Genomic DNA, 20,299 nt, shown 5'->3' with positions numbered 1-20,299 from the left:
ATGTCTTATCAAGCAGGAATCAAATATGTTTATTCGTTTAGCTTTACCCTCAGGTGCCGCTGTCATGGCACTGTTGATGAGCTTGTCCGCTTTAGTTAGTTTTACCGCGGCCGGTAATCAGGCGAGCGACTGGCCCGGCGCACTCAAAGGTGAGTATGATTTTAACAAATGGCCTGGTGGTGAACTGCAGGTGCATTATTCTGTGCCTCCCACGGCCAATGCCCAAACCCCTGTTTTAGTGGTGATCCCGGGCGCCAGGCGCAATGCGGACACCTACAGAGATCACTGGCATCAATTGGCCATGCAACATGAGTTTATCGTGCTGAGCATTCGCTGCGGTTTTTCCTCGTGCCCCACTGAGTACGAATATAACCTCGGTGGCGCATTTAGCGCGCAAGGGGAAAAGGTTGCTCCTGAATTGCAGTTTTTCAGTGTGCCTGAATTGGTGTTCACGGATTTCACCGGCCGCTTCGGATCTGAGCAGCGCGAGTTTGCTCTCTATGGCCATTCAGCCGGAGGCGGCTTTGTGCATCTGTATATGCTGATGCGTCCCGATGCGCCAGTCAGCAAGGCGGTGTCAGCCAATGCGGCATTTTTCACCATGGCGAACCTGCAACAGGACTACCCCTTTGGATTAAAAGGAACAGGTATCAGCAAACAGGATGTTAATCAGTGGCTAGCCAAACCCCTGACTATCATGCTTGGCGCTGAAGATACCGGGCCCAGAACCAAGTCGCTGAGTAACAGTGAACCGGCACGACGCCAGGGGCTGAGTGTCTTCTCCCGTGGTCTGGCATTTTATGCCCGGGCGGTGAACTGGATATCGGCTTATCAGGTGGATACGGCCTGGCAGCTGAACATTGTGCAGAACGTCGGCCATAACAGCAAGCAGATAACGCCCCATGCACTGCCGCTGTTGTTCCCTGAGCAGGAGGAGAAGTAAACCATGACGGTGATCACTAATACCTCTGATGAGGCGCAAAATGTGCAGATGGGCCGCAGCCAGCATCAGAAACTGGGCTTGTTGCTTGGACCGCTGGTGGCGATTTGTCTGCTGCTTCTTTCTCCACCTGAGCAACTGAGTCAGGCGGGCTGGGCTACCGCAGCGATAGGGATCTGGATGGCCATCTGGTGGTCAACTGAAGCGGTGCCGGTTTCGGTCACCGCCCTGTTGCCACTGGTCACCTTTGAGTTGCTTGGCATTCTTGATCTGAAGGCTGCGGCTGCGCCCTATGCCAATCCTACAATCTATTTGTTTATGGGTGGCTTTATGATCGCCACCGCGATGCAGAAATGTGGGCTGCATAGGCGTATCGCCTTTTTTATTCTGAGTTTTGTCAGCGCCGGTGCCCGTTCCATCATCCTTGGCTTTATGCTTGTCAGTGCCTTACTCAGCATGTGGATGACCAATACCTCTACCACAATGATGTTGTTACCCATCGCGTTGTCGATTATCTCGACACTGGAAACCGACGAACCTGAGTTGTCAGATACGCAGCGCAGGCATTTTCAGCTCTCGCTGTTGCTGGGGGTCGCCTATGCGGCCACCATAGGCGGGATGGCGACGCTGGTGGGTACGCCACCGAATGCATTTCTGGCTGGATTTATGAATGAAACCTACGGCCTGCAGATTGGTTTTGCTCAGTGGATGCTGGTAGGACTGCCGTTGGCTGTGATCATGCTGCCGCTGGCGTGGTGGATGCTGACCCGATGGGTCTATCCGGTTAACTTTAAGACCCCGGAAGAAGTTAAGCAGCGTCTCGCACAGCAGCGAAAAAGCCTTGGCGCTATGACTAAGGCAGAGGCCAGAGTGGGGGCAATTTTTACGCTGGTTGCTCTGGCGTGGATGACGCGTCCGCTGATAGAAGGGGCCTTTGGTATCGAAGGGCTGTCGGATGCAGGTATTGCCATGTTCGCAGCCTTAAGCCTGTTTGTGATCAGTGCCGGCAAGTCTGAAGGTGGTGCGCTGATGAACTGGGAGGATACCCGGGATATACCCTGGGGGGTGCTGATTCTGTTTGGTGGTGGCCTGAGTCTGGCGGCGGCGGTTTCCGATACGGGCCTGGCGGAGTGGATGGGGCAAAGCCTGGTGTCGCTGAATACATACGGCCTGTTGGTGTTAATCATCTGCGCAGCGACTATGGTCATTTTTCTGACCGAAATGACCAGCAATCTGGCCACCACTGCGACCTTTCTACCTGTGGTTGCTGCCATTGCCGTGGAAATTGGCGGGGCGCCTATCAGTCTGGCTGTGCCGGTTGCGCTGGCGGCAAGCTGTGCCTTTATGCTGCCGGTGGCAACACCGCCAAACGCCATCGTATTCTCATCGGGGCTGATCAGTATTCCGCAAATGGCCAGAGCCGGTCTGTTACTTAACCTGCTGGGAATCGTACTGGTTTCTGCAGTGGCGTATTTTATCGCACCAATGGTGTTTGCCTGAGCCTGATTTGTGTCGTTGCCGCCAAACCTTAGTGACGGGTCTGGCACTTTTTCAAACCTGGTAATACTAGCGTCATATATTAACAGGACAATGGCCTTTTGTATGACGCAGGGGCGATTGTGGCAGGCAACTCTGAAATTGGTGTTTATCAGCCTGAGTTAACGCTCAGGCAGGCCAGTGGCCGCGGTCGCTGGCGTGCCTGGTTGCTGGTAATGGTGTTGATTTATCTGTTGCTGGCTGCGGTGGGCGCCATTGGTGATGGCTTCAAAGCGGTGGCCGGTGATGACGCCAGAGATTTGTTTGCCTTTGCCTCAAACCCTTTGATTGCACTGGTTGTAGGGCTGGTAGCTACGGCATTGATGCAAAGTTCGAGTACCGCTACCTCGGTCATCGTCGGGCTGGTTGCCGGTGGTTTACCCATGAGTATCGCCATTCCGATGGCGATGGGGGCCAATATCGGCACATCACTGACCAGTACCCTGGTCAGTCTGGGCCATGTGCGTCAGGTAACGGAATTTCGCAAGGCTTTTGCCGCGGCGACAGTGCATGATTGCTTTAATCTGATGGCTGTGGCGGTGTTATTGCCACTGGAGTTATTGTTTCATCCCCTGGAGCGTATTTCTGCTGTGATTTCCCAGCAGATTTATTCGGGCAGCAGTATCAACCTCAGTGAGGTGAATTTTATCAGTGTGCTGCTCTCGCCTGCATCGGATTTGCTTAAACTCTCCACCTCCTGGTTGCCCGGGAGCTTCTCCGGCGTTGCTCTGATTGTGGTCGGTATTGCGCTGATTTTGTTTGTGGTGTCCAACATAGGTAAATTGCTGCGCAGTTTGCTGGTGGGCCGGGCGAAGCAGATTATGCATGCCGCCATTGGCAGGGGCCCACTGGCCGGTATTGCTTCTGGTACCTTAATGACAGTGCTGGTGCAGTCATCATCGACAACAACGGCGCTGATTGTACCTCTGGCCGGTTCGGGCTTGTTCAGTCTCAGGCAAATCTATGCGTTTACCCTGGGCGCCAATGTGGGTACCACCGTAACGGCGTTGCTCGCTGCCACCGCCATCAGCGGGCCCACTGCCGCTCTGGCTTTGCAAATTGCGCTGGTGCATTTGTTGTTTAATCTGCTGGCGATAGCGGTGATCTTTGGCTTGCCGTTTTTACGCTCTGTTCCGGTTTATATGGCTGAATTTCTGGCGCTGTTGGCTGAGCGCAACAAGCTGTATGTGGCGGGTTATATTCTGGGCGTATTTTTTGTGGTGCCGCTGTCTTTTATTGGTATCGACCAGGTTCTTTAACTGACAGCCAGAATATCCTCGGATCCCCGTTTGAGTAATTCTGTCACTATCGGCAACTGGAACTGGCGGCGAATGGTTACGGCATAAAAGTTCTCATGCACATCGGTCAGTTGCCCAAGCTCGATCAGTTCCCCTTTTCGAATCTCATCCTTGACCACTACACCTGGCAAAATGGCGAGGCACTGGGTATCTCTGGCCAGCAGCCTGAGCATAGCCATATCATCGACTTCGGCCATAATCTTCGGCTGGATCTGCCATTGCTGGCAGACCAGCTCAAAGGCCATACGTATTTCACTGTGCGGACCCGGCACCAGCAGCCGCTGATGGGCCAGATCGCCTATATCAGTGTACTGAGCACGTTTGTCCGGATGACCGATGACGCTGACCGCCTGGCGCGCGATGCGCTGACTGCGCCAGGATCTTTCCCGATCCGCTATCACCGGAATATTAGACAGCACCAGATCAAGATTATGTTCGGCCAGTTCTTTAAGCAGTTCATCCAGGCCAGCAGATCGAAGACTGAGCCTGATATCCTCTTGTGGCAGTAACGGGCGGATAAAAGCTTCAAGAAAATTACGTGACAGTGTGGCGACTGCTCCAATCCTAAGCTGTCGGGTATGCCCCGTAGAATGGTCGCGCATAAAAGCGCGCAATTCTTCCCCCTTATTAAAGATTTCTTCGGCATATTCCAGAGCAATCCTGCCGGGCTCGGTAAGGTGCAGCTGACGACCCTCACGACGGAACAGGGGGTGGCCCATTTGCTCTTCTAATTGTTTAATCTGCATCGACAAAGCCGATTGTGACACGTGCAGTTCACGGGCAACCTGAGTCAGGTTCTTACCCTTGGCGACACGCCAGAAGTAAAACAAGTGGTGATAGTTAAGTCTCGGCATGATGGTGCTGAATTCTTAAGTTAATTAAAAGAGAACGATATATGAATATATATATATTTTACTTAAATTAAAACAAGAACGAGAATCACCCGGGTCAATAAAGGGGGATTCAATGGCAACTGTTACAGCGCTGCTTTTCTTCGCTACACCTGTTATTTTGCTGCTCGGTGCACTGCTGTTGCCCGCCACACAGAGAGCCTGGCGTTATACTCTCAGTACCGTTTCTATGGCTTGTGTCATGTCGGTTCTCGGCGCGCTGGGGCTGATGGGACTGCCTGAACCTGTTTATGCCTTAGTTACCATCCGGCTGGATGTGCTCAGCGCCCTGATGTTGGTGATGGTCAGTTTTATCGGTTTGATTATTCTGCGCTTTTCACGCAACTATCTGGCCGGGGAAAAGCGCCAGCTTTACTATCAGCGCTGGTTTCTGGCTACACTGGGTACTGTCGGTATGCTGGTGGTTACTGACAATCTTCTGGTGCTGTTTATCAGTTGGGTGGCCTGTAGTCTGACATTGCACCGCTTGCTGGTATTTTATCCGGATCGCCCCAAGGCGGTGCTGGCAGCTCACAAGAAGTTTATTCTCAGCCGTATCGCCGACCTGGCACTTCTGCTCGCCATTATCTTACTGATGATTGAGTTTCAGACACTGTCAATATCGACGCTGCTGAGTCAGGTGCAGCCCTCATCAGTGAATGTCAGCATAGCGGCAATGCTTATCGCATTGGTGGCAATCTTAAAATGTGCTCAGTTACCCTTTCATGGCTGGTTGCTGCAGGTTATGGAAGCGCCGACACCGGTTTCAGCGCTGTTGCATGCAGGCATTGTCAATATCGGCGGTTTTTTGATTATTCGCTTCAGTCCCTTGCTGGCTCAGGCAGACTATGCCAATACCCTGTTGATCTTTTTTGGTAGTGTCACGGCGATTATAGCCAGTCTGATTATGATGACCCGCATCAGTATCAAGGTGATGCTGGCCTGGTCTACCTGTGCACAGATGGGCTTTATGCTGCTCGAATGTGGCCTCGGCGCGTACGATCTGGCGTTGTTACATCTGCTGGCGCATTCCTTATACAAGGCGTACAGCTTTCTTAATGCCGGCAATACCGTTAACGAATTTATTCGCGCCCGACTGGCCATGCCGCCCATCAAACCTAACCTGCCACTGGCGAGCGTGGTCTCTGTAACACTGTTTACCGGCTTTATGGCTGCGCTTTGGTTCTCCGATGCCTGGGCTGCTGGAAACTATGGCTATATGAGTCTGCTGTGGATCATCAATATCGCCCTGTGTGTCATTCTTATCGAAGGCCTGAAGCAACCTCTTGCGCTGGCCAAACTTATGGTCGTACCGGTAGTGGTAACGCTGGCCTTGTTCTATGCACTCTGGCATCAGTTTTTTGCGGACATCACCAAGGCGATTACGCCGGCATCGGTGGCATCAGCGACCCAGGCTGTGCTGGTGATGCTCACATTCAGCCTGTTTTACCTGTTGTATGTGGTTATCAGAGTGTATCCCCGCAGTGCATTGTCGCAGTGGCTTTATCCGTTGCTTTACGCCGGTTTATACCTGGATGAATGGTTTACACGCCAGGCAATGAGGATATGGCCGGTCAGACTGAAGAGTTTTGCCCTCAGTGGTATGGGCTCTCCCGCACCAGTGGCTAAAACAGGAGATTATTAATGCAGCCTCATTATGCATCCTTGTCGCAAAATAACGCGGTAAAGCAGGCCGTTGAGCAGGTCTGCCAGTCTGTCACCCCGGTCTGGCCGCTGGATCAGTTTATCGCCGTCAATCCCTGGTGGAAGCTGACTCATCAGAGCATCGATAAGGTGGCGGCGCAATTAGCCAGTTGCAGTGGGGCGCAGGTACTGATGCCCAGATATTATTATCGTCAATGTTACGAGCTTGGGCAGATACAGCTGTCACATTTGCAACAAGTGGCCAAAGGGTGTGAAGGGGTGACCACAGAGTCATTGCTGGCTCATATCAGTACTGAGCGCCATACCCACGAATCCAGACTGGTTTCCCATCTTGTGGATGCCGGGCGCGATATGACCCGCAACATCGCCTGGGTTGAAGAAATCATTCATCAGATCAGTCAGTTTTGTGCCGCCTATTTCGATGAACATCAGGCTAAGTGGAAGGTTTCTACCCATACTGGCCTGTATAACAGTTGGCTGAATACAGTGCGCCATGATCGCGGAATTGGGTTGCTGATGGGCGATCCGGATATTCATCATCAGTTTACCCGGCTGCCTGAAGACTATCAGCAGCTGTGGCAGCAGCTCCCTCAGGCACTGGAACTGCAGGAAGCATCATTACAACCTTACCTGCATGCATTGATGTTGAGTATTAATGGCTGGGCAAGCTGGTGTGCTTATCAACAGCAGGAAGCCGGGCGCAAGGGTATGCAGTGCACTGTTCTTGAAGAGTTGTTGGCGATCCGGGCCGCCTGGGATTGTGTGCTTTTCCGTCATTATCATTCCGCCAGCCTGCAGCGTCAGTGGCAACTGAGCCAGCAGCAGATGAATGATTATGAGCAGTTTAATTTTGGTATTCAGCAGTATGACTGGTTATGGCAACAGGCGCTGGAGCTGTCTTATCAGCAGGTCTTATTCACAGGTCTCGCTGCGCAAACAGAGAAACCCGATGCCGTGCAGCCGAAGATGCAGGCGGTGTTTTGTATTGATGTGCGTTCTGAGCCATATCGTCGGGCGCTGGAATCACTCAGCCCGGATATTCAGACCAAAGGCTTCGCGGGTTTTTTTGGCCTGGCGGCAGAGTACCAGCCAAAAGGGTGTTATTACCGCCGGCCGCAGTTACCGGGTTTACTGAAACCGGCATACCGGCTGGTTGAGTCGGTTGAGGAAACGCCGGTTTACCATGGTTTTTCGATTCGTCAGGCCTGGCAGCGTTTTAAGCATGCGGCACCCAGTGCCTTCACTTTTGTAGAAACCACCGGTCCTGCTTATGCGCTGAAGCTATTCCGCCAGAGCTTCTTGCCGACTCAGCAGCCCAATCATCCGGTATCGGCTTTATCACAAGGTAAGCCGGTTAAGTTTGACCTGGTTTCCTGCAGCGAGCCGGATCAGAAAATAGACATTGATGAGCAGGTCAATATGGCCGCGCAAATTCTCACCGGAATGGGCCTTACCCGGGATTTTGCTGAGAAGATATTGCTGATTGGCCATGGTAGTGAAAGTCATAATAACCCCCATGCGGCGGGTCTGGATTGTGGTGCCTGTGGCGGGCAAACCGGTGAGGTTAACAGTAAGGCTCTGGCAACCTTGCTCAATAATGCAGAGGTTCGCGATGGATTAATACGCCATGGGATCATGGTCCCTGCCAATTCACGCTTTATCGCCGGGCTGCACAACACCACCACGGAAGATATCCGATTATTCAACACTCCGGATGATGGCGATATGGCTGAGGTTGAAGATTGGTTGCAACGAGCCTCGGAATTGACCCGGCAACACCGGGCTAGCTCCGGGGCGGGGCAGTCACTGACGATGGAGAAGGGACAATCTTTAAGAAAAAACTTCATTCAGCGCAGCCATGACTGGTCACAGGTGCGCCCGGAATGGGGGCTGGCAAACAATGCCAGCTTCATTGTGGCGCCCAGATGGAAAACCCGTGGGATAGATCTGTGCGGACGCACATTCCTGCATGACTATGAGCACAGTCAGGACTCGGGTTATCAGTTACTGGAGCAGATCATCACCGCCCCCATGTTGGTGACTCACTGGATCAACTTTCAGTACTACGCCTCGGTGACAGACAACCTTCGCTACGGCAGTGGCAATAAGGTGCTGCATAACGTGGTGGGTGGCAACATCGGTGTGTTTGAAGGAAACGGCGGTGATCTGCGCACGGGTCTGTCAATGCAGTCGGTACATGATGGCAAAGATTGGGTACATCATCCGTTGCGTTTAACCGTGGTGATCGACGCCCCGAAGCATGCAATTGCAGAAATTGTGGAGAAACATCCCCAGGTTAAGCACCTGGTTGATAATCAGTGGCTGTATCTGTTCAGTGGCCTCAGGCGGCCACAGCGGTATATCGCCGGAAGATGGCTGCCCTTCGATCACTTGCAGGCGTCGCTGTTAAGCAAGACCGGTGAACCTGAAGGGCGGCAGCAGCATCAGAGCGCTTCAATCAGGGAAAAGGAACATGAGGACTCTTTATGATGCAAAACAACGCAGAACTCGCCCATCATCCCTATTTTCAGGCCTCTGTTTGTTTGCTGACGAAACATAAAAAGGAGCAGGTAATAGCGCCTGTACTGAGCCGGGGATTGAGTATTGAGCTGGAGGTGGATGAGGGGTTCGACACCGACAGTCTGGGCAATTTTACCCGCACTGTTGCCAGAGTGGATGATCAACTTGTCACAGCTGAAAAGAAGGCGCGTCTGGCGGCCAGGCGCAGTGGTCTCAGTATCGGTATAGGCAGTGAAGGCAGCTTTGACTCCAGCGCACTGGGCGGGCTTGCCTGTCTGAACAGTGAAATTCTGGTGTGGTTTGATGCCAAACGGGATTTTTGTATCAGTGCACAACATCAGACGGTGGTTTCGGCATCAAGCCTGACCACCAGTGATTATGCAAAGCTGGAAAAATACGCCAGAGAAAGTGGCTTTCCCGCCCAGGGCATAGTGCTCAGGGCCGATAATGACAGCGACCTCTGTCCTGTCACCGGCATCCAGTCTGTTAACGACCTCGAACGGGCCTTTGTAGACTGTTTGTCGCGCTCTGCCCAGAATCAGGTGTTTGCCGAATGGGACTTCAGAGCCCATTGTTGTCCTTGCCGTATGCATACGATTGGCAAGGCTGCAGAGCAGTTGCTCGAACATCTGCTGAGGCTTTGTCCGACTTGCCACACACCTGGCTACAGCCCATTTAAGGCCCTGGGTGGGCTGCCCTGTGAGCAATGTCAGGCGCCCACCACCGTTACCAAAGGCAGATATTTCTGTTGTGGTGTCTGTAACGCCAGCCACTTCGAGGCTGTCAGCGATGATTTTGCCAACCCATTTAATTGTTCCATTTGTAATCCATGAGGTATGTATGAACAGGTTAGAACTGGACGGAGAGTTGAGTCAGGATATTTCAAAGGCTGTGGCGTTGTTACGCGGTGGTGAGCTGGTGGCTATACCCACTGAAACCGTCTATGGTCTGGCGGCTGACGCCACGAGTGAGCAGGCCATCGGCAAGGTTTTCAGGGCCAAGCAACGGCCGTTAACCCACCCGCTGATTGTACATCTTGGCGACAGTCGGCAAATGGCGGACTGGGCAGTGGATATACCGGAACTGGCCTATGAACTGGCCGAACAATTCTGGCCCGGACCTCTTACTCTGATACTGAAAAAGTCAGCGATGGCACCGGCTATCGTCACCGGTGGCCAGGACACCATTGCACTGCGGATACCTGGTCATCCGGTGGCATTGGACATATTAAGAGAGTTTGGTGGTGCGCTGGCCGCACCATCGGCGAATAAATATGGGCGTATCAGCCCCACAGCAGCCTCCCATGTTGTGGCGCAATTTGGTAACGAGATTGGCGCTGTTGTGGATGGTGGTCTGTGCCCTGTGGGTATCGAGTCAAGTATCGTTGATCTGAGCACAGATCAACCGAGAATTCTTCGGCCCGGATTGCTGGACAATGAACTGATAAAGCTTGGCATTGCTGCTTACGGGCATGCCAATGAGGGTAATGTACCCAGGGTGTCAGGCAGTGATCTTCGTCATTATGCGCCGACTAAACCTGCCAGTCTGTGTCCCCCAAAAGAACTTAAACAAAGGATTGAACAGCAATCTGCGGGCCGGGTTCAGGTATGGTCATTAACGCCGAATCGTTACGATCTTCAGCATGTCGACTGGGTTGTGATGCCGGTTGACCCGGTATTTTATGCCCGAGAGCTGTATTTACGGCTGCATGATTTTGAGCAATCTGACAATGAGCTGTTGATCATCGAGCACCCTCCTTTGACGACAATGTGGCGAGGTATCAACAATCGTCTGCAAAGGGCTACCAGTCAGTTGTGATCAGCGCGGGGGCTCTGAATCGGTGGGCTTATCCATAATGCTTTTCAGTATGGCCAGTAACTCGCGGTTACATTCGATCACCTTGCTGGCCATCCGGGCATCATCCGGGGTGCTCAGATACTCATCCAGCGCGTCACTCTGGCGGGCCAGCGCCGTCAACAGCTGTTGCCGGGTCGATAAATTATTTTGATCCATCAATGCGTCCTTGTTGCCTGGTGATTCGTATTTTTTACTGCAACCGGGCCAAGCATAGCCTGAGTCAGGCTATGATAAAAGTCCTGTGAATAAAAAACATCCTGCCTGAAAATCCTTCCGTACCCAGATTTAACTTATTGAGACATAAAGCGTATTTTTAATTCTGGACTATCATTGCTTCAAGATAACAACGTAAAACGCGATATCAGAATAAACACCTATTTTTACAAGGATGGAAAACCATGCGTAATAATCAGCCTGTTACCCAGAAAGAACGCACTTTTGGTGAAAATGAACGCCTGATCTCCACCACTGATACTCAGGGCAACATTCTGCATTGCAATGATGCGTTTGAGCGGATAAGTGGCTTTACCCGTGATGAGCTTATTGGTCAGCCGCACAATATTATTCGCCATCCGGATATGCCACCGCTGGCGTTTAAAGTGATGTGGGAGCATCTCAAAGCCGGCAAACCCTGGATGGGACTGGTAAAAAACCGCTGTAAAAATGGTGACTACTACTGGGTCGATGCCTATGTCACTCCTGTTACCGAAAAGGGCAAAGTGGTTGGCTATGAGTCGGTTCGCAGTTGCCCCTCCCGTGAGAACGTACAACGGGCAGATAAGCTCTATGCGCAGTTAAAGGACAAAACCAGCCTGCCCGTGGATAAAAGGGTGATACTGCAGAAAATCAGGTATCCGTTGTTCGCATTAGTTGCGATAGTGGTGGCGGTGATGATCTGGCATCTGCTCAGTCCGGTATTGGCCATAGTGTTATTAAGTCTGTCGATGCTGGTTCTGTCGTCATTACCCAGCATTATCATGATCAAGAAATGCAACCAGTATCTGGCCATGATACCCAGCGCCTTTTATCACCCCCTGGCCATTATGAGTTATACCGATGATGTGGGGCAGGAGGGTAAACTAAAGGTGGCGATACACAGTATGCGCTCCCATTTGATTACGGTTTTGTCGCGTATAGAAGATGCGGCTATTCAGGTGTCCGCCAGAGCAAAAAATGCCGCGAATTTTTCTGCGGGCATTGTCAGTCAGCTTCAACAACAACAGCAGGAGGCCGCCCAGGTCGCCACTGCGATGAACGAGATGACCTCCACGATTGCTGAGGTTTCTCATCGGGTGCAGGATACGTCCAAAGAAACCGGTAAGGCTGACGAACTGGCAAGCTCCGGGCGCAGCATTGCAAAACGCACGGCGTCATCCATCAGCGGTTTAAAGCAATCGGTTGAAGACATTTCTGCGGCGGTGGATACACTGGCTCAGGAATCAAAGAATATTTCCAGCGCTGCGCAGATTATCGAACAGATAGCCGAACAGACTAATCTGCTGGCTCTGAATGCCGCTATCGAAGCAGCCCGCGCCGGTGAGCAGGGCAGAGGATTTGCGGTGGTGGCCGATGAGGTCAGACAGCTTGCCAAACGCACCACTGATTCAACTAAGGATATTCACGCTATTATTCAGTCTTTGGGTGCCAGCGCCACCAAGGCAGTGGAAACAGCAGGTAACGGCCAGCAGGCTGCCGAGACCGGTGTGGCACAGGTGGAAGAGACTGCAGAGTTACTGAACGGCATCGGTGATGCACTGACCAAGGTTGCCGATATGTCGCAGCAGATAGCTTCAGCGGTAGAACAGCAGGCCACGGTTTCGGAGCAGGTCAACAAGCAGATCGTGGATATTTCCGACCTGGCCGATGAGAGTCTGAATATGAGCAAGCAGGGCGCTAAGGAAAGTGAAGAGCTGCGGGATGTTTCCAACAGCCTGTTTGAGATTGTAGAGCGGTTTCGATAAGCCATTGGCGGCTAACTCCGCGACGTTCCATAATCCCGCAATCCGCTTCGCTCCTTGCAGGCTACACCATCTCGTAGCCTGGATGCAGCGAAGCGTAATCCGGGGCGATCTGCTGGATGTCAGAGATTCCAATCTCTGCGTCCTCCGCGGCTCTGCGTGATCTCAGGTTCTTATCTTTTTGATCTCGCAGAGGCGCCAAGGCGCGGAGAAACCACTTCACTCACTTGTAGAGCTTTGCTCATTACTGCTGATCTGTTTTGGCTTTTTCCACCATTTCTCTGACATCCGTAAGCAGTGCCTTGGCGTCATAGAGAATGCCATCTTTGATGGTATATTTGACGCCGCCGACCCGGACAGGCTGGTTATTTTCATCCAGTTTAAAATGGCCGGTACCGTAGAGCAGCTTCAGGTTAGCCAGCGGATTGTGTTCCATGATCACCAGATCCGCCAGTTTGCCGATTCGCACTGAACCAATGTCATCTTCCAGCCCCAGCGCCTCTGCGCCATTGAGAGTAGCCGCCTGGATCACTTCCAGCGGATGAAAACCGGCCTCCTGCAGCATTTCCAGTTCGCGGATATAGCCAAAACCATAGATTTTATAGATATAGCCTGAATCTGAGCCAGCGGTGACCCGGCCACCATGATTCTTATAGTCATTGATAAACTGCATCCACAGACGGTAGTTCTCTTTCCAGGCAATCTCGTCGCTGGTGGTCCAGTCAAACCAGTAGCTGCCATGGGCGTAGCGGCTGGGCTGGAAAAAATTCCACAGTGTCGGCAGGGTATAGTCTTCGTGCCAGATGGCGCGGCGTTCACGCATCAGATCGCGGCTGGCCTCATAAATGGTCATGGTGGGATTTAAGGTGAAATCCAGTTCAATCAGTTCGTCGCGCACCGCATTCCATTTATCGCTGCCGGGTTTGGCGGCCTGTTGCCAGAGCCGGCCCGCTTCTTCAAAGCGGTGTTGTTCATTATTGTAGTTGTAGTCGCTGGGGTAGTGCTGAATGCGGCGATCTTCAAACAGTGCTTCGGGCAGCCCGTACCAGTGCTCCATCGTCGTCAGACCCAGACGGGCGGAGTCCAGCACATTCATGCTCATGACGTTAAGCTGGGCATGGTGCATTGCTGTGCCCAGTTCCTGTTTTCCGGCCTCATCCAGCGCCGCCTGCATGATTTTCGGCGTGGCACCGAAGAATTTCAGGCCTTTGGCGCCATTGTTTTTAGCCCATCTTACCCATTCACGGGCTTGTTTGGCAGAATAAATCGGATCCTTACGTTCAAGACCAAAACCGAAGTAGGGGATCAGTCTGGGCGCGGTAATCTGATTTTTCTCACTGCGGCGCACGTGGTCCATGACCCAGTCAACGCCATTAAAACTGCCTGGCTCACGCACTGTGGTAATGCCATGGGCCAGCCACAGCTTAAACACATATTCAGCGGGAATATCATCGGCGGAGCCACCGATGTGGCCATGCATATCAATAAAGCCGGGTAATACGGTATGACCCTCCAGCTCCAGTACTTTGTCGGTTTCTTTTATTTCAGGCCGGCCCGCATCTTTTATTGGCACGCCCGGGTAACCCACGCTGACAATGTTGGTGATGCGGTTGTTTTCGATGATGATATCCAGCGGACCTTGTGGCGGGGCGCCTTCACCGTTGATCAGGGTGACCCCTCGTAATATCAGACGTTTCCATGGGCCCTGAGCCTCATCAGCGGGAGCATCCGGCGCGCTGGCGCCGGGTTTGGCAATAAGCGGAGCGCTGAATAGCAGAGGTAAGAGCAGGAGTAAGTGGCGATATTTCATTATTATTCCTATTGTTTTTGTGCACACCGATACAGCTAAACCTTTAAATCATTAATGTGCAAGACAGATGCGACAAAGGTGCCAATTATGGGTTTAAACTCATTACCTCAGGCGCAAAATAGTTTGGAGAAGTCAGATGTTAATAGTATGTTAGTTCTGTTGGCGATTGGGCGCGATATAAAAAGGATAATCCTATGAATATACTGAAAAAAAGCCTGACGGTATTGCTGTTATTGTTGCTGATTCTGGTGGGTATTGGTTTTGTGTTGCCCTCTGAATTCAGAGTACAGCGGGATATTGTGATCGAGGCGACGCCGCAGCAGGTGTATGCCAGGCTCGACGATCTGCGTGAATGGCAGGATTGGGGGGTATGGTTTAAGCGCGATCCGGATATGCAGTTACGTTATGAGGGGCCCGACAGTGGCATAGGTATGCGTTCTATCTGGCAAAGTGACACTGAGGGCAGTGGCCAGATGGAAATTATTGCCGCTGAGCCGAATAAACGGCTGGTTTACAGCCTGTATTTTCCAGAATATGAGATGGGCAGCACCGGTGAGTTTATTCTCACCGAGCATGAGCAGGGTACCAAAGTAGTGTGGCAGGATTATGGCGATGTGGGGCCGAATCCATTTATGCACTATATGGCATTGATGATGGATTCGATGATTGGGCCAGACTTTGAAACCGGTCTGGAGAATCTGAAAACCTTGACAGAAAACGGCGGGTAAGCCCGGATTTACAGCTACTTATCCCGGTTGGTCTGGCAGTAATGACCGACAGATGTTGTAGTGAGATCATTACTTACACAGGGTTTCATACGGGCTTATGGCGAACCAGCTAAATCAATTGCTCACCCACTGGCATCAGCATAAAGACGACTTGCAGTGGGTGCTGGCGACCATTATCGCCACAGAGGGGTCAGCCTATCGCAAGGCCGGGGCCATGATGCTGATCAACAGCCTTGGGCAGTATCGGGGATTGCTCAGCGGCGGCTGTCTGGAGGCAGATATCATGCGCCAGGCCAGGCGCTGCTGGGATGACCAGTGTAACCGTACTATTCGCTACGATATGCGCGAAGAAGAAGATCTGGCCTGGCAACTGGGGCTTGGCTGTGGCGGTATGGTGCAAATTTTGCTGCAGCCGGTAAATGCTGATAATCACTACCTGCAACTGGATAAATTGCTGTTGTCATTGCAGCAACACCAGCATTGCGGTTATCTGCAATATCTGGAGCAACCAACACCGAAAAATCAGCTGATTTCTCTGGCGCAGGTGCAAAACGTTCTGAACGACAATATTAAAGTGGCGCAGGTGGACATCGATGGACAGCGAGCACTGGTGCAGCACGTTCGTCCTGCGCCTCATCTGGCGGTGTTTGGTGGCGGCCTGGATGCCATACCGGTGGCGGCTATCGCCAGACAGCTCGGCTGGCGGGTCACTTTGCTGGATCCACGTCCGGCCAATGCCCGTGAAACCTATTTTGAGGGCGCCCAGATAATCCGCGAACCTTATACCGGGTTAGCCGGTGCGCCCTGGTTGCAGACACTCGATGGCGCTGTAGTCATGAATCACAATATGACCCTGGATGCGGAGGCGCTGGCGCTGCTTAAGGCCGTTCCTGTTCGCTATCTTGGTCTGCTTGGTCCGGATCATCGTACCCAGAAAGTGTTGCAGCAAGCCGGGATGTCTTTCTCGGATCTGCCTGTACCTCTCGCCAGCCCGGTGGGTCTGCGCCTTGGCGGTGAACTGCCTGAGTCTATAGCGCTGGCCATACTCAGTGAGATGCATGCGGTACTTGAACAAAAAGACGGCCGTTCTATCTCGTTGCAACTGCAGTCAGAAGCACCTGAAAAGGTGATGGAGAAATGAAAACCGCCGTGGTGATGCTGGCAGCAGGAGCAAGCCGCCGCTTTGGCGGTATTAAGCAACTGGCAATGATTGATGGCCGGCCTATGATCTGTCACGCCCTGGCACAATTGCCCCCAAATCAGGCACGTTACTATCTGGTTTTAGGCGCAAACAGCCAGACAATTGCAGAGGTGGTAGCGAGCAATCCTGACTTCAGACATATTCAGCCACTTATTGCTCCGGACTGGCAGCAGGGGTTGGCCCACAGCCTTAAGTTTGCCATCAGGCAGCTTGGCTCTGACACAGAGCGGGTGCTGATTTGCCTGGCCGATCAGGTGGCCCTGAGAACCCATGATTATGAGGCGCTGCTGGCACTTTCTGACAGCCATCCGGGGCGTATAGTGGCGGCATATTATCAGCACAATCCGGGTGTACCTGCTATCTTTTGCAAAGCAGAATTTGCCCTGTTGATGCAACTTAAGGGCGACAGGGGTGCCAAGGCGCTATTAAATCAGTTTGCAGACAAGGTCATTCAATATGATCTGCCACTGGCAGCCATAGATATAGATACACAGCAGGATTTAATTGACAACAGTCCGGCAGAATCAAACAGACAGGGGATAAAAAATGATTGAGTTTAGCCTGAACGGAAAAGCGCAAAAGGTGGAGGCCGAGTCCGACATGCCCCTGTTATGGGTATTGCGGGATGTACTGGGTATGACCGGCACGAAATACGGTTGCGGCATGGCCATGTGTGGCGCCTGTACTGTGCATCTTGATGGCGAAGCGATTCGCTCCTGTACCACCCCGGTTTCTGCGGCGGCAGGTAAATCTGTCAGCACCATTGAGGGCTTGTCAGAGGATAGCTCTCATCCTGTGCAGCAGGCCTGGCGTGAGCACAATGTGCCCCAGTGCGGTTATTGTCAGTCCGGCCAGATAATGAGTGCGGTGGCACTGTTAAACAGTAATCCGCAACCTGACGATGCTGCCATCGATGAATTTATGCAGGGCAACCTGTGTCGCTGCGGCACCTATCCCAGGATCAAAGCGGCGATCAAAACTGCGGCTGGCAAAATGGGGGGCAAAGCATGAACCCGATTAAAAACGCATCCCGTCGTCAGTTTCTGAAGCTTGCCGGTATCGGCAGTGGCGCTCTGGTATTAGGTACCGTTATGCCTGGCTGGGCCCCGGCCTGGGCTGACTCAAAAACGGCGGAATCGCTCAGTGAAATGAATCTGTTTGTCAGCATCGGCAGCGACGATCAGGTACATATTATCTGTCATCGCTCGGAGATGGGGCAGGGCATTCGCACCGGTCTGCCACAGGTGGTGGCTGATGAGCTGATGGCCGACTGGAACAAGGTTAAGGTGGTACAGGGGCTGGCAAATGAAGCCTACGGCAGTCAGAACACCGATGGGTCACGCTCGGTAAGACATTTCTATCAGACTATGCGGGAAATGGGGGCCATGGCCCGCACCATGCTAGAGCAGGCCGCGGCAGAGCACTGGCAGGTGCCGGTGGCAGAGGTACAGGCCAGGGATCATCAGATCTGGCATAAAGCCTCGGATCGTCATTTACGCTATGGCGAGCTGGCAGAGAAAGCCGCTGAACTAAGCGCGCCGGATAAAGACGCACTGGTGTATAAGTCCAGAGCAGACTTCAGCTATATCGGCAAAGATGTGGCGATTGTGGATCTAGAGGATATGCTCAGCGGCAATACCGAATTTGGTATTGATATTCAGATGCCGGAGATGCTGTATGCCAGTATCGAACGTGCCCCGGTATTGGGCGCTAATATCGATTCGGTGGATGATACCCAGGCAAAAAAAGTCAGTGGCGTGGTGGATGTGATCCCGATGCCACAGTTCAGCCTGCCCGCCGCCTTTAAACCTCTGGCTGGCGTTGCAGTGCTGGCGAACAATACCTGGGCGGCGATGCAGGGCCGCAAAAAGCTTAAAATCAGCTGGACAGACAGTGAACACGGCAGCCATGATTCTGCCGAATACCTGGATACTCTGAAACAGCGTGTACAAAACCGTGGCAAAGTGATCCGCTCGATCGGTGATGCCTATACCGGCATGATGAATGCGGTACAGACTCACTCGGCCTCTTATACCCTGCCTTATCTGATCCACGCGCCCATGGAGCCGCCTGCGGCCACGGCCGTGTTTAAAGACGGCATGATGGAAATCTGGGCCTGTACCCAGACACCCCAGAGCACGCAAAGTACCGTGGCGCAGATTCTGGGGCTGGAGAAAGAGCAGGTTAAGGTTCACGTTACCCTCTTAGGTGGCGGCTTCGGGCGCAAGTCCAAGCCTGATTTTTCCGTCGAGGCGGCGCTGCTGGCAAAACAGACCGGTAAGCCGGTAAAAGTCACCTGGAGCCGTGAAGATGAGATTAAACAGGGTTACTACCATGCCGTCAGCGCGCAGTATTATGAAGCGGGTATGGATGATACCGGCAGGGTTACCAGTTGGCTACAACGTACCGCGTTTCCGAGCATAAGCTGGACCTTCGACGGTAAAACCGATGCGCCTTCTGATGGTGAGTTGTCACTGGGCTTTGGCGATCTGCCCTTTGCGCTGGATAACCTCTCCTGTGAAACCCAGACCGCAGAGGGCCATATCCGTATCGGCTGGGTGCGTTCGGTAAGTAATATCCAGCATGGCTTTGCCATCGGCTCTTTTGTGGATGAGTTGGCGGATAAACTCGGCCGTGAACCCCGGCAGATGTGGCTGGAACTGCTCGGCAGTGACCGCCATGTGGATCCCGAACCTGAAGGCTTCAAGTACGGTAATTACGGTGATCCGAAAGAGAAGTTCCCTATCGATACCGCGCGCCTGAAAAAGGTGCTGAATCTGGTGGCAGACAAGGCCAATGTTGAACAGCAAACCGCCGCCAATGAGGCCTGGGGCATCAGTGTGCACCGCAGTTTTGTCAGCTATACCGCCGTAGCCACCAAAGTCAGGGTCAAAGAGGGCAAAGTAAAGGTACTGGAAATGCACTGCGCCATCGATGCCGGCACTATCGTAAATCCGGATCGGGTGCGATCACAAATGGAAGGCTCGATGATCTTCGGTCTGTCACTGGCCATGCTCGGGGAAATCACAGTAGAAGAGGGGGCCGTCAAACAGTCCAACTTCCATGATTACCCCATTCTGCGCATGCATCAGTCGCCGCCCATCAGCGTGTATATTGTTGAGTCCGATGCGCCTCCGGGTGGCGTGGGTGAGCCCGGCGTACCGCCGGTGGCCGCCAGCCTGGCCAATGCGATTTTCCGCGCCAGCGGCAAGCGTATCCGCGATTTGCCGGTGAATAAGCATTTAGAGGTGTAGTGAACTGGTGAAGCAGCAGTCATTGCCGCTTTATTTCGGACTCGGTTCATCCTGAAAAATCTCTTCAATGGCCAGGTTAAACAGCCTGGCGGCTTTAAATGCCAGCGGTAAACTGGGATCGAACTTGCCTTTTTCTATGGCATTGACGGTCTGGCGGGATACCTGCAGGGCGTTGGCCAGATCGGCCTGAGTCCAGTCCCGCTCGGCCCGCAGTACCTTGAGCTTGTTCTTCATTGATATCTCCGATAACCCAGCAATACGCCAGCGATATAGACCAGTGACATAAACACTACCAGGTGCGAGATCTCGGCGTTAAAGCTGATGAGGGCGGTATCTTCAATGACTTCATACAGGATCCCGGCTATCAGCCCGGCTCCCAGAGTAAGTGCCATCGCCTCTAACTGAATTTTTTGTTGCAGTTCATCCAGCCCGCGCAGGTGTTTTCGGTTGGCCAGCAACATGGCAATGCCTAACAGCAGATTCAGTACTATGGCTGCGGCTGTAAGAGCGATGTGCTGATCCCACAACAAGGACGGGCCAAACTGGGCCAGAGCCAGAGAGAGTAACCAGGCAAATGTCCAGATTGCCAGATTAAGGGTATTTTTAGCGCAATGATGTTGACCTTGATGGCTTTGCATAAGT

General features: G+C 52.7%; 18 protein-coding genes. 13 read left to right on the top strand and 5 right to left on the bottom strand.

Annotated features, from left to right (window positions below):
• Positions 1–25: 25 nt before the first annotated feature.
• The 3 genes from AT746_RS11940 to AT746_RS11930 all read left to right on the top strand — a co-directional run bounded on the left by AT746_RS11940 (position 26) and on the right by AT746_RS11930 (position 3,735).
• On the top strand, positions 26–943 hold the full coding sequence (locus AT746_RS11940) for an alpha/beta hydrolase (RefSeq protein WP_062480601.1): 918 nt from the start codon (positions 26–28) through the stop codon (positions 941–943).
• A gap of 3 nt (positions 944–946) precedes the next feature.
• Positions 947–2,440, top strand: coding sequence for an SLC13 family permease (locus AT746_RS11935; RefSeq protein WP_231730930.1), 1,494 nt, complete (start codon positions 947–949; stop codon positions 2,438–2,440).
• 212 nt (positions 2,441–2,652) lie between these two features.
• Positions 2,653–3,735, top strand: a complete 1,083-nt coding sequence (locus AT746_RS11930; protein ID WP_082633404.1) for a Na/Pi symporter — start codon at positions 2,653–2,655, stop codon at positions 3,733–3,735.
• On the opposite strand, the gene AT746_RS11925 is transcribed toward AT746_RS11930, so the two are convergent.
• On the bottom strand, positions 3,732–4,628 hold the full coding sequence (locus tag AT746_RS11925; RefSeq protein WP_062480599.1) for a LysR family transcriptional regulator: 897 nt from the start codon (positions 4,626–4,628) through the stop codon (positions 3,732–3,734). The two genes, AT746_RS11930 and AT746_RS11925, sit on opposite strands and share 4 nt — an antisense overlap.
• A gap of 112 nt (positions 4,629–4,740) precedes the next feature.
• Between AT746_RS11925 and AT746_RS11920 the strand changes: the two genes are divergently transcribed.
• The 4 genes from AT746_RS11920 to AT746_RS11905 are packed head-to-tail and all read left to right on the top strand — an operon-like array spanning position 4,741 to position 10,667.
• Positions 4,741–6,309, top strand: coding sequence for an NADH-quinone oxidoreductase subunit L (locus tag AT746_RS11920; protein ID WP_062480597.1), 1,569 nt, complete (start codon positions 4,741–4,743; stop codon positions 6,307–6,309).
• Positions 6,309–8,819 (top strand): YbcC family protein, encoded by a 2,511-nt coding sequence (locus AT746_RS11915; protein ID WP_062480595.1) that lies wholly within the window; start codon positions 6,309–6,311, stop codon positions 8,817–8,819. The genes AT746_RS11920 and AT746_RS11915 overlap by 1 nt, the downstream gene beginning before the upstream one ends.
• Positions 8,816–9,682, top strand: coding sequence for a DUF6671 family protein (locus AT746_RS11910; protein ID WP_062480593.1), 867 nt, complete (start codon positions 8,816–8,818; stop codon positions 9,680–9,682). The genes AT746_RS11915 and AT746_RS11910 overlap by 4 nt, the downstream gene beginning before the upstream one ends.
• Positions 9,683–9,689: 7 nt before the next feature.
• Positions 9,690–10,667, top strand: a complete 978-nt coding sequence (locus AT746_RS11905; protein ID WP_062480592.1) for an L-threonylcarbamoyladenylate synthase — start codon at positions 9,690–9,692, stop codon at positions 10,665–10,667.
• Here the strand turns inward: AT746_RS11905 and AT746_RS11900 are convergent, their stop codons facing one another.
• Positions 10,668–10,862, bottom strand: coding sequence for a hypothetical protein (locus tag AT746_RS11900; RefSeq protein WP_062480590.1), 195 nt, complete (start codon positions 10,860–10,862; stop codon positions 10,668–10,670).
• Between the two features lie 242 nt (positions 10,863–11,104).
• On the opposite strand from AT746_RS11900, the gene AT746_RS11895 reads away from it, so the two are divergent.
• The gene (locus AT746_RS11895; protein ID WP_062480588.1) at positions 11,105–12,667 is read left to right on the top strand and encodes a PAS domain-containing methyl-accepting chemotaxis protein; all 1,563 of its coding nucleotides are present in this window, start codon (positions 11,105–11,107) and stop codon (positions 12,665–12,667) included.
• Positions 12,668–12,908: 241 nt separating this feature from the next.
• Here the strand turns inward: AT746_RS11895 and AT746_RS11890 are convergent, their stop codons facing one another.
• Complete coding sequence (locus tag AT746_RS11890; RefSeq protein WP_062480585.1) at positions 12,909–14,474, bottom strand: amidohydrolase family protein; 1,566 nt, start codon at positions 14,472–14,474, stop codon at positions 12,909–12,911.
• A 194-nt stretch (positions 14,475–14,668) separates the two neighbouring features.
• On the opposite strand from AT746_RS11890, the gene AT746_RS11885 reads away from it, so the two are divergent.
• The 5 genes from AT746_RS11885 to AT746_RS11865 all read left to right on the top strand — a co-directional run bounded on the left by AT746_RS11885 (position 14,669) and on the right by AT746_RS11865 (position 19,657).
• Positions 14,669–15,202, top strand: a complete 534-nt coding sequence (locus AT746_RS11885; protein ID WP_062480584.1) for an SRPBCC family protein — start codon at positions 14,669–14,671, stop codon at positions 15,200–15,202.
• Positions 15,203–15,299: 97 nt separating this feature from the next.
• Positions 15,300–16,343 (top strand): XdhC family protein, encoded by a 1,044-nt coding sequence (locus AT746_RS11880; protein ID WP_062480582.1) that lies wholly within the window; start codon positions 15,300–15,302, stop codon positions 16,341–16,343.
• Positions 16,340–16,957 (top strand): nucleotidyltransferase family protein, encoded by a 618-nt coding sequence (locus AT746_RS11875; protein WP_062480579.1) that lies wholly within the window; start codon positions 16,340–16,342, stop codon positions 16,955–16,957. Before AT746_RS11880 ends, AT746_RS11875 begins: the two co-directional genes overlap by 4 nt.
• Entirely contained in the window at positions 16,950–17,414 is a 465-nt protein-coding gene (locus tag AT746_RS11870; protein WP_062480577.1) for a (2Fe-2S)-binding protein, read from the top strand. Before AT746_RS11875 ends, AT746_RS11870 begins: the two co-directional genes overlap by 8 nt.
• Positions 17,411–19,657, top strand: coding sequence for a xanthine dehydrogenase family protein molybdopterin-binding subunit (locus tag AT746_RS11865; protein ID WP_062480575.1), 2,247 nt, complete (start codon positions 17,411–17,413; stop codon positions 19,655–19,657). The genes AT746_RS11870 and AT746_RS11865 overlap by 4 nt, the downstream gene beginning before the upstream one ends.
• 30 nt (positions 19,658–19,687) lie before the next feature.
• Here AT746_RS11865 and AT746_RS11860 read toward each other — a convergent pair whose 3' ends face one another.
• Both AT746_RS11860 and AT746_RS11855 read right to left on the bottom strand, forming a co-directional pair.
• Positions 19,688–19,891, bottom strand: a complete 204-nt coding sequence (locus tag AT746_RS11860) for a helix-turn-helix transcriptional regulator (RefSeq protein WP_062480573.1) — start codon at positions 19,889–19,891, stop codon at positions 19,688–19,690.
• Positions 19,888–20,295 (bottom strand): hypothetical protein, encoded by a 408-nt coding sequence (locus AT746_RS11855; RefSeq protein WP_062480571.1) that lies wholly within the window; start codon positions 20,293–20,295, stop codon positions 19,888–19,890. The genes AT746_RS11860 and AT746_RS11855 overlap by 4 nt, the downstream gene beginning before the upstream one ends.
• Positions 20,296–20,299 lie beyond the last annotated feature (4 nt).

It is taken from the genome of Lacimicrobium alkaliphilum (assembly GCF_001466725.1).
In the GTDB taxonomy this organism is placed as follows: Bacteria; Pseudomonadota; Gammaproteobacteria; order Enterobacterales; family Alteromonadaceae; genus Lacimicrobium; species Lacimicrobium alkaliphilum_B.
This window is presented reverse-complemented; position numbering and strand designations above follow the sequence as displayed.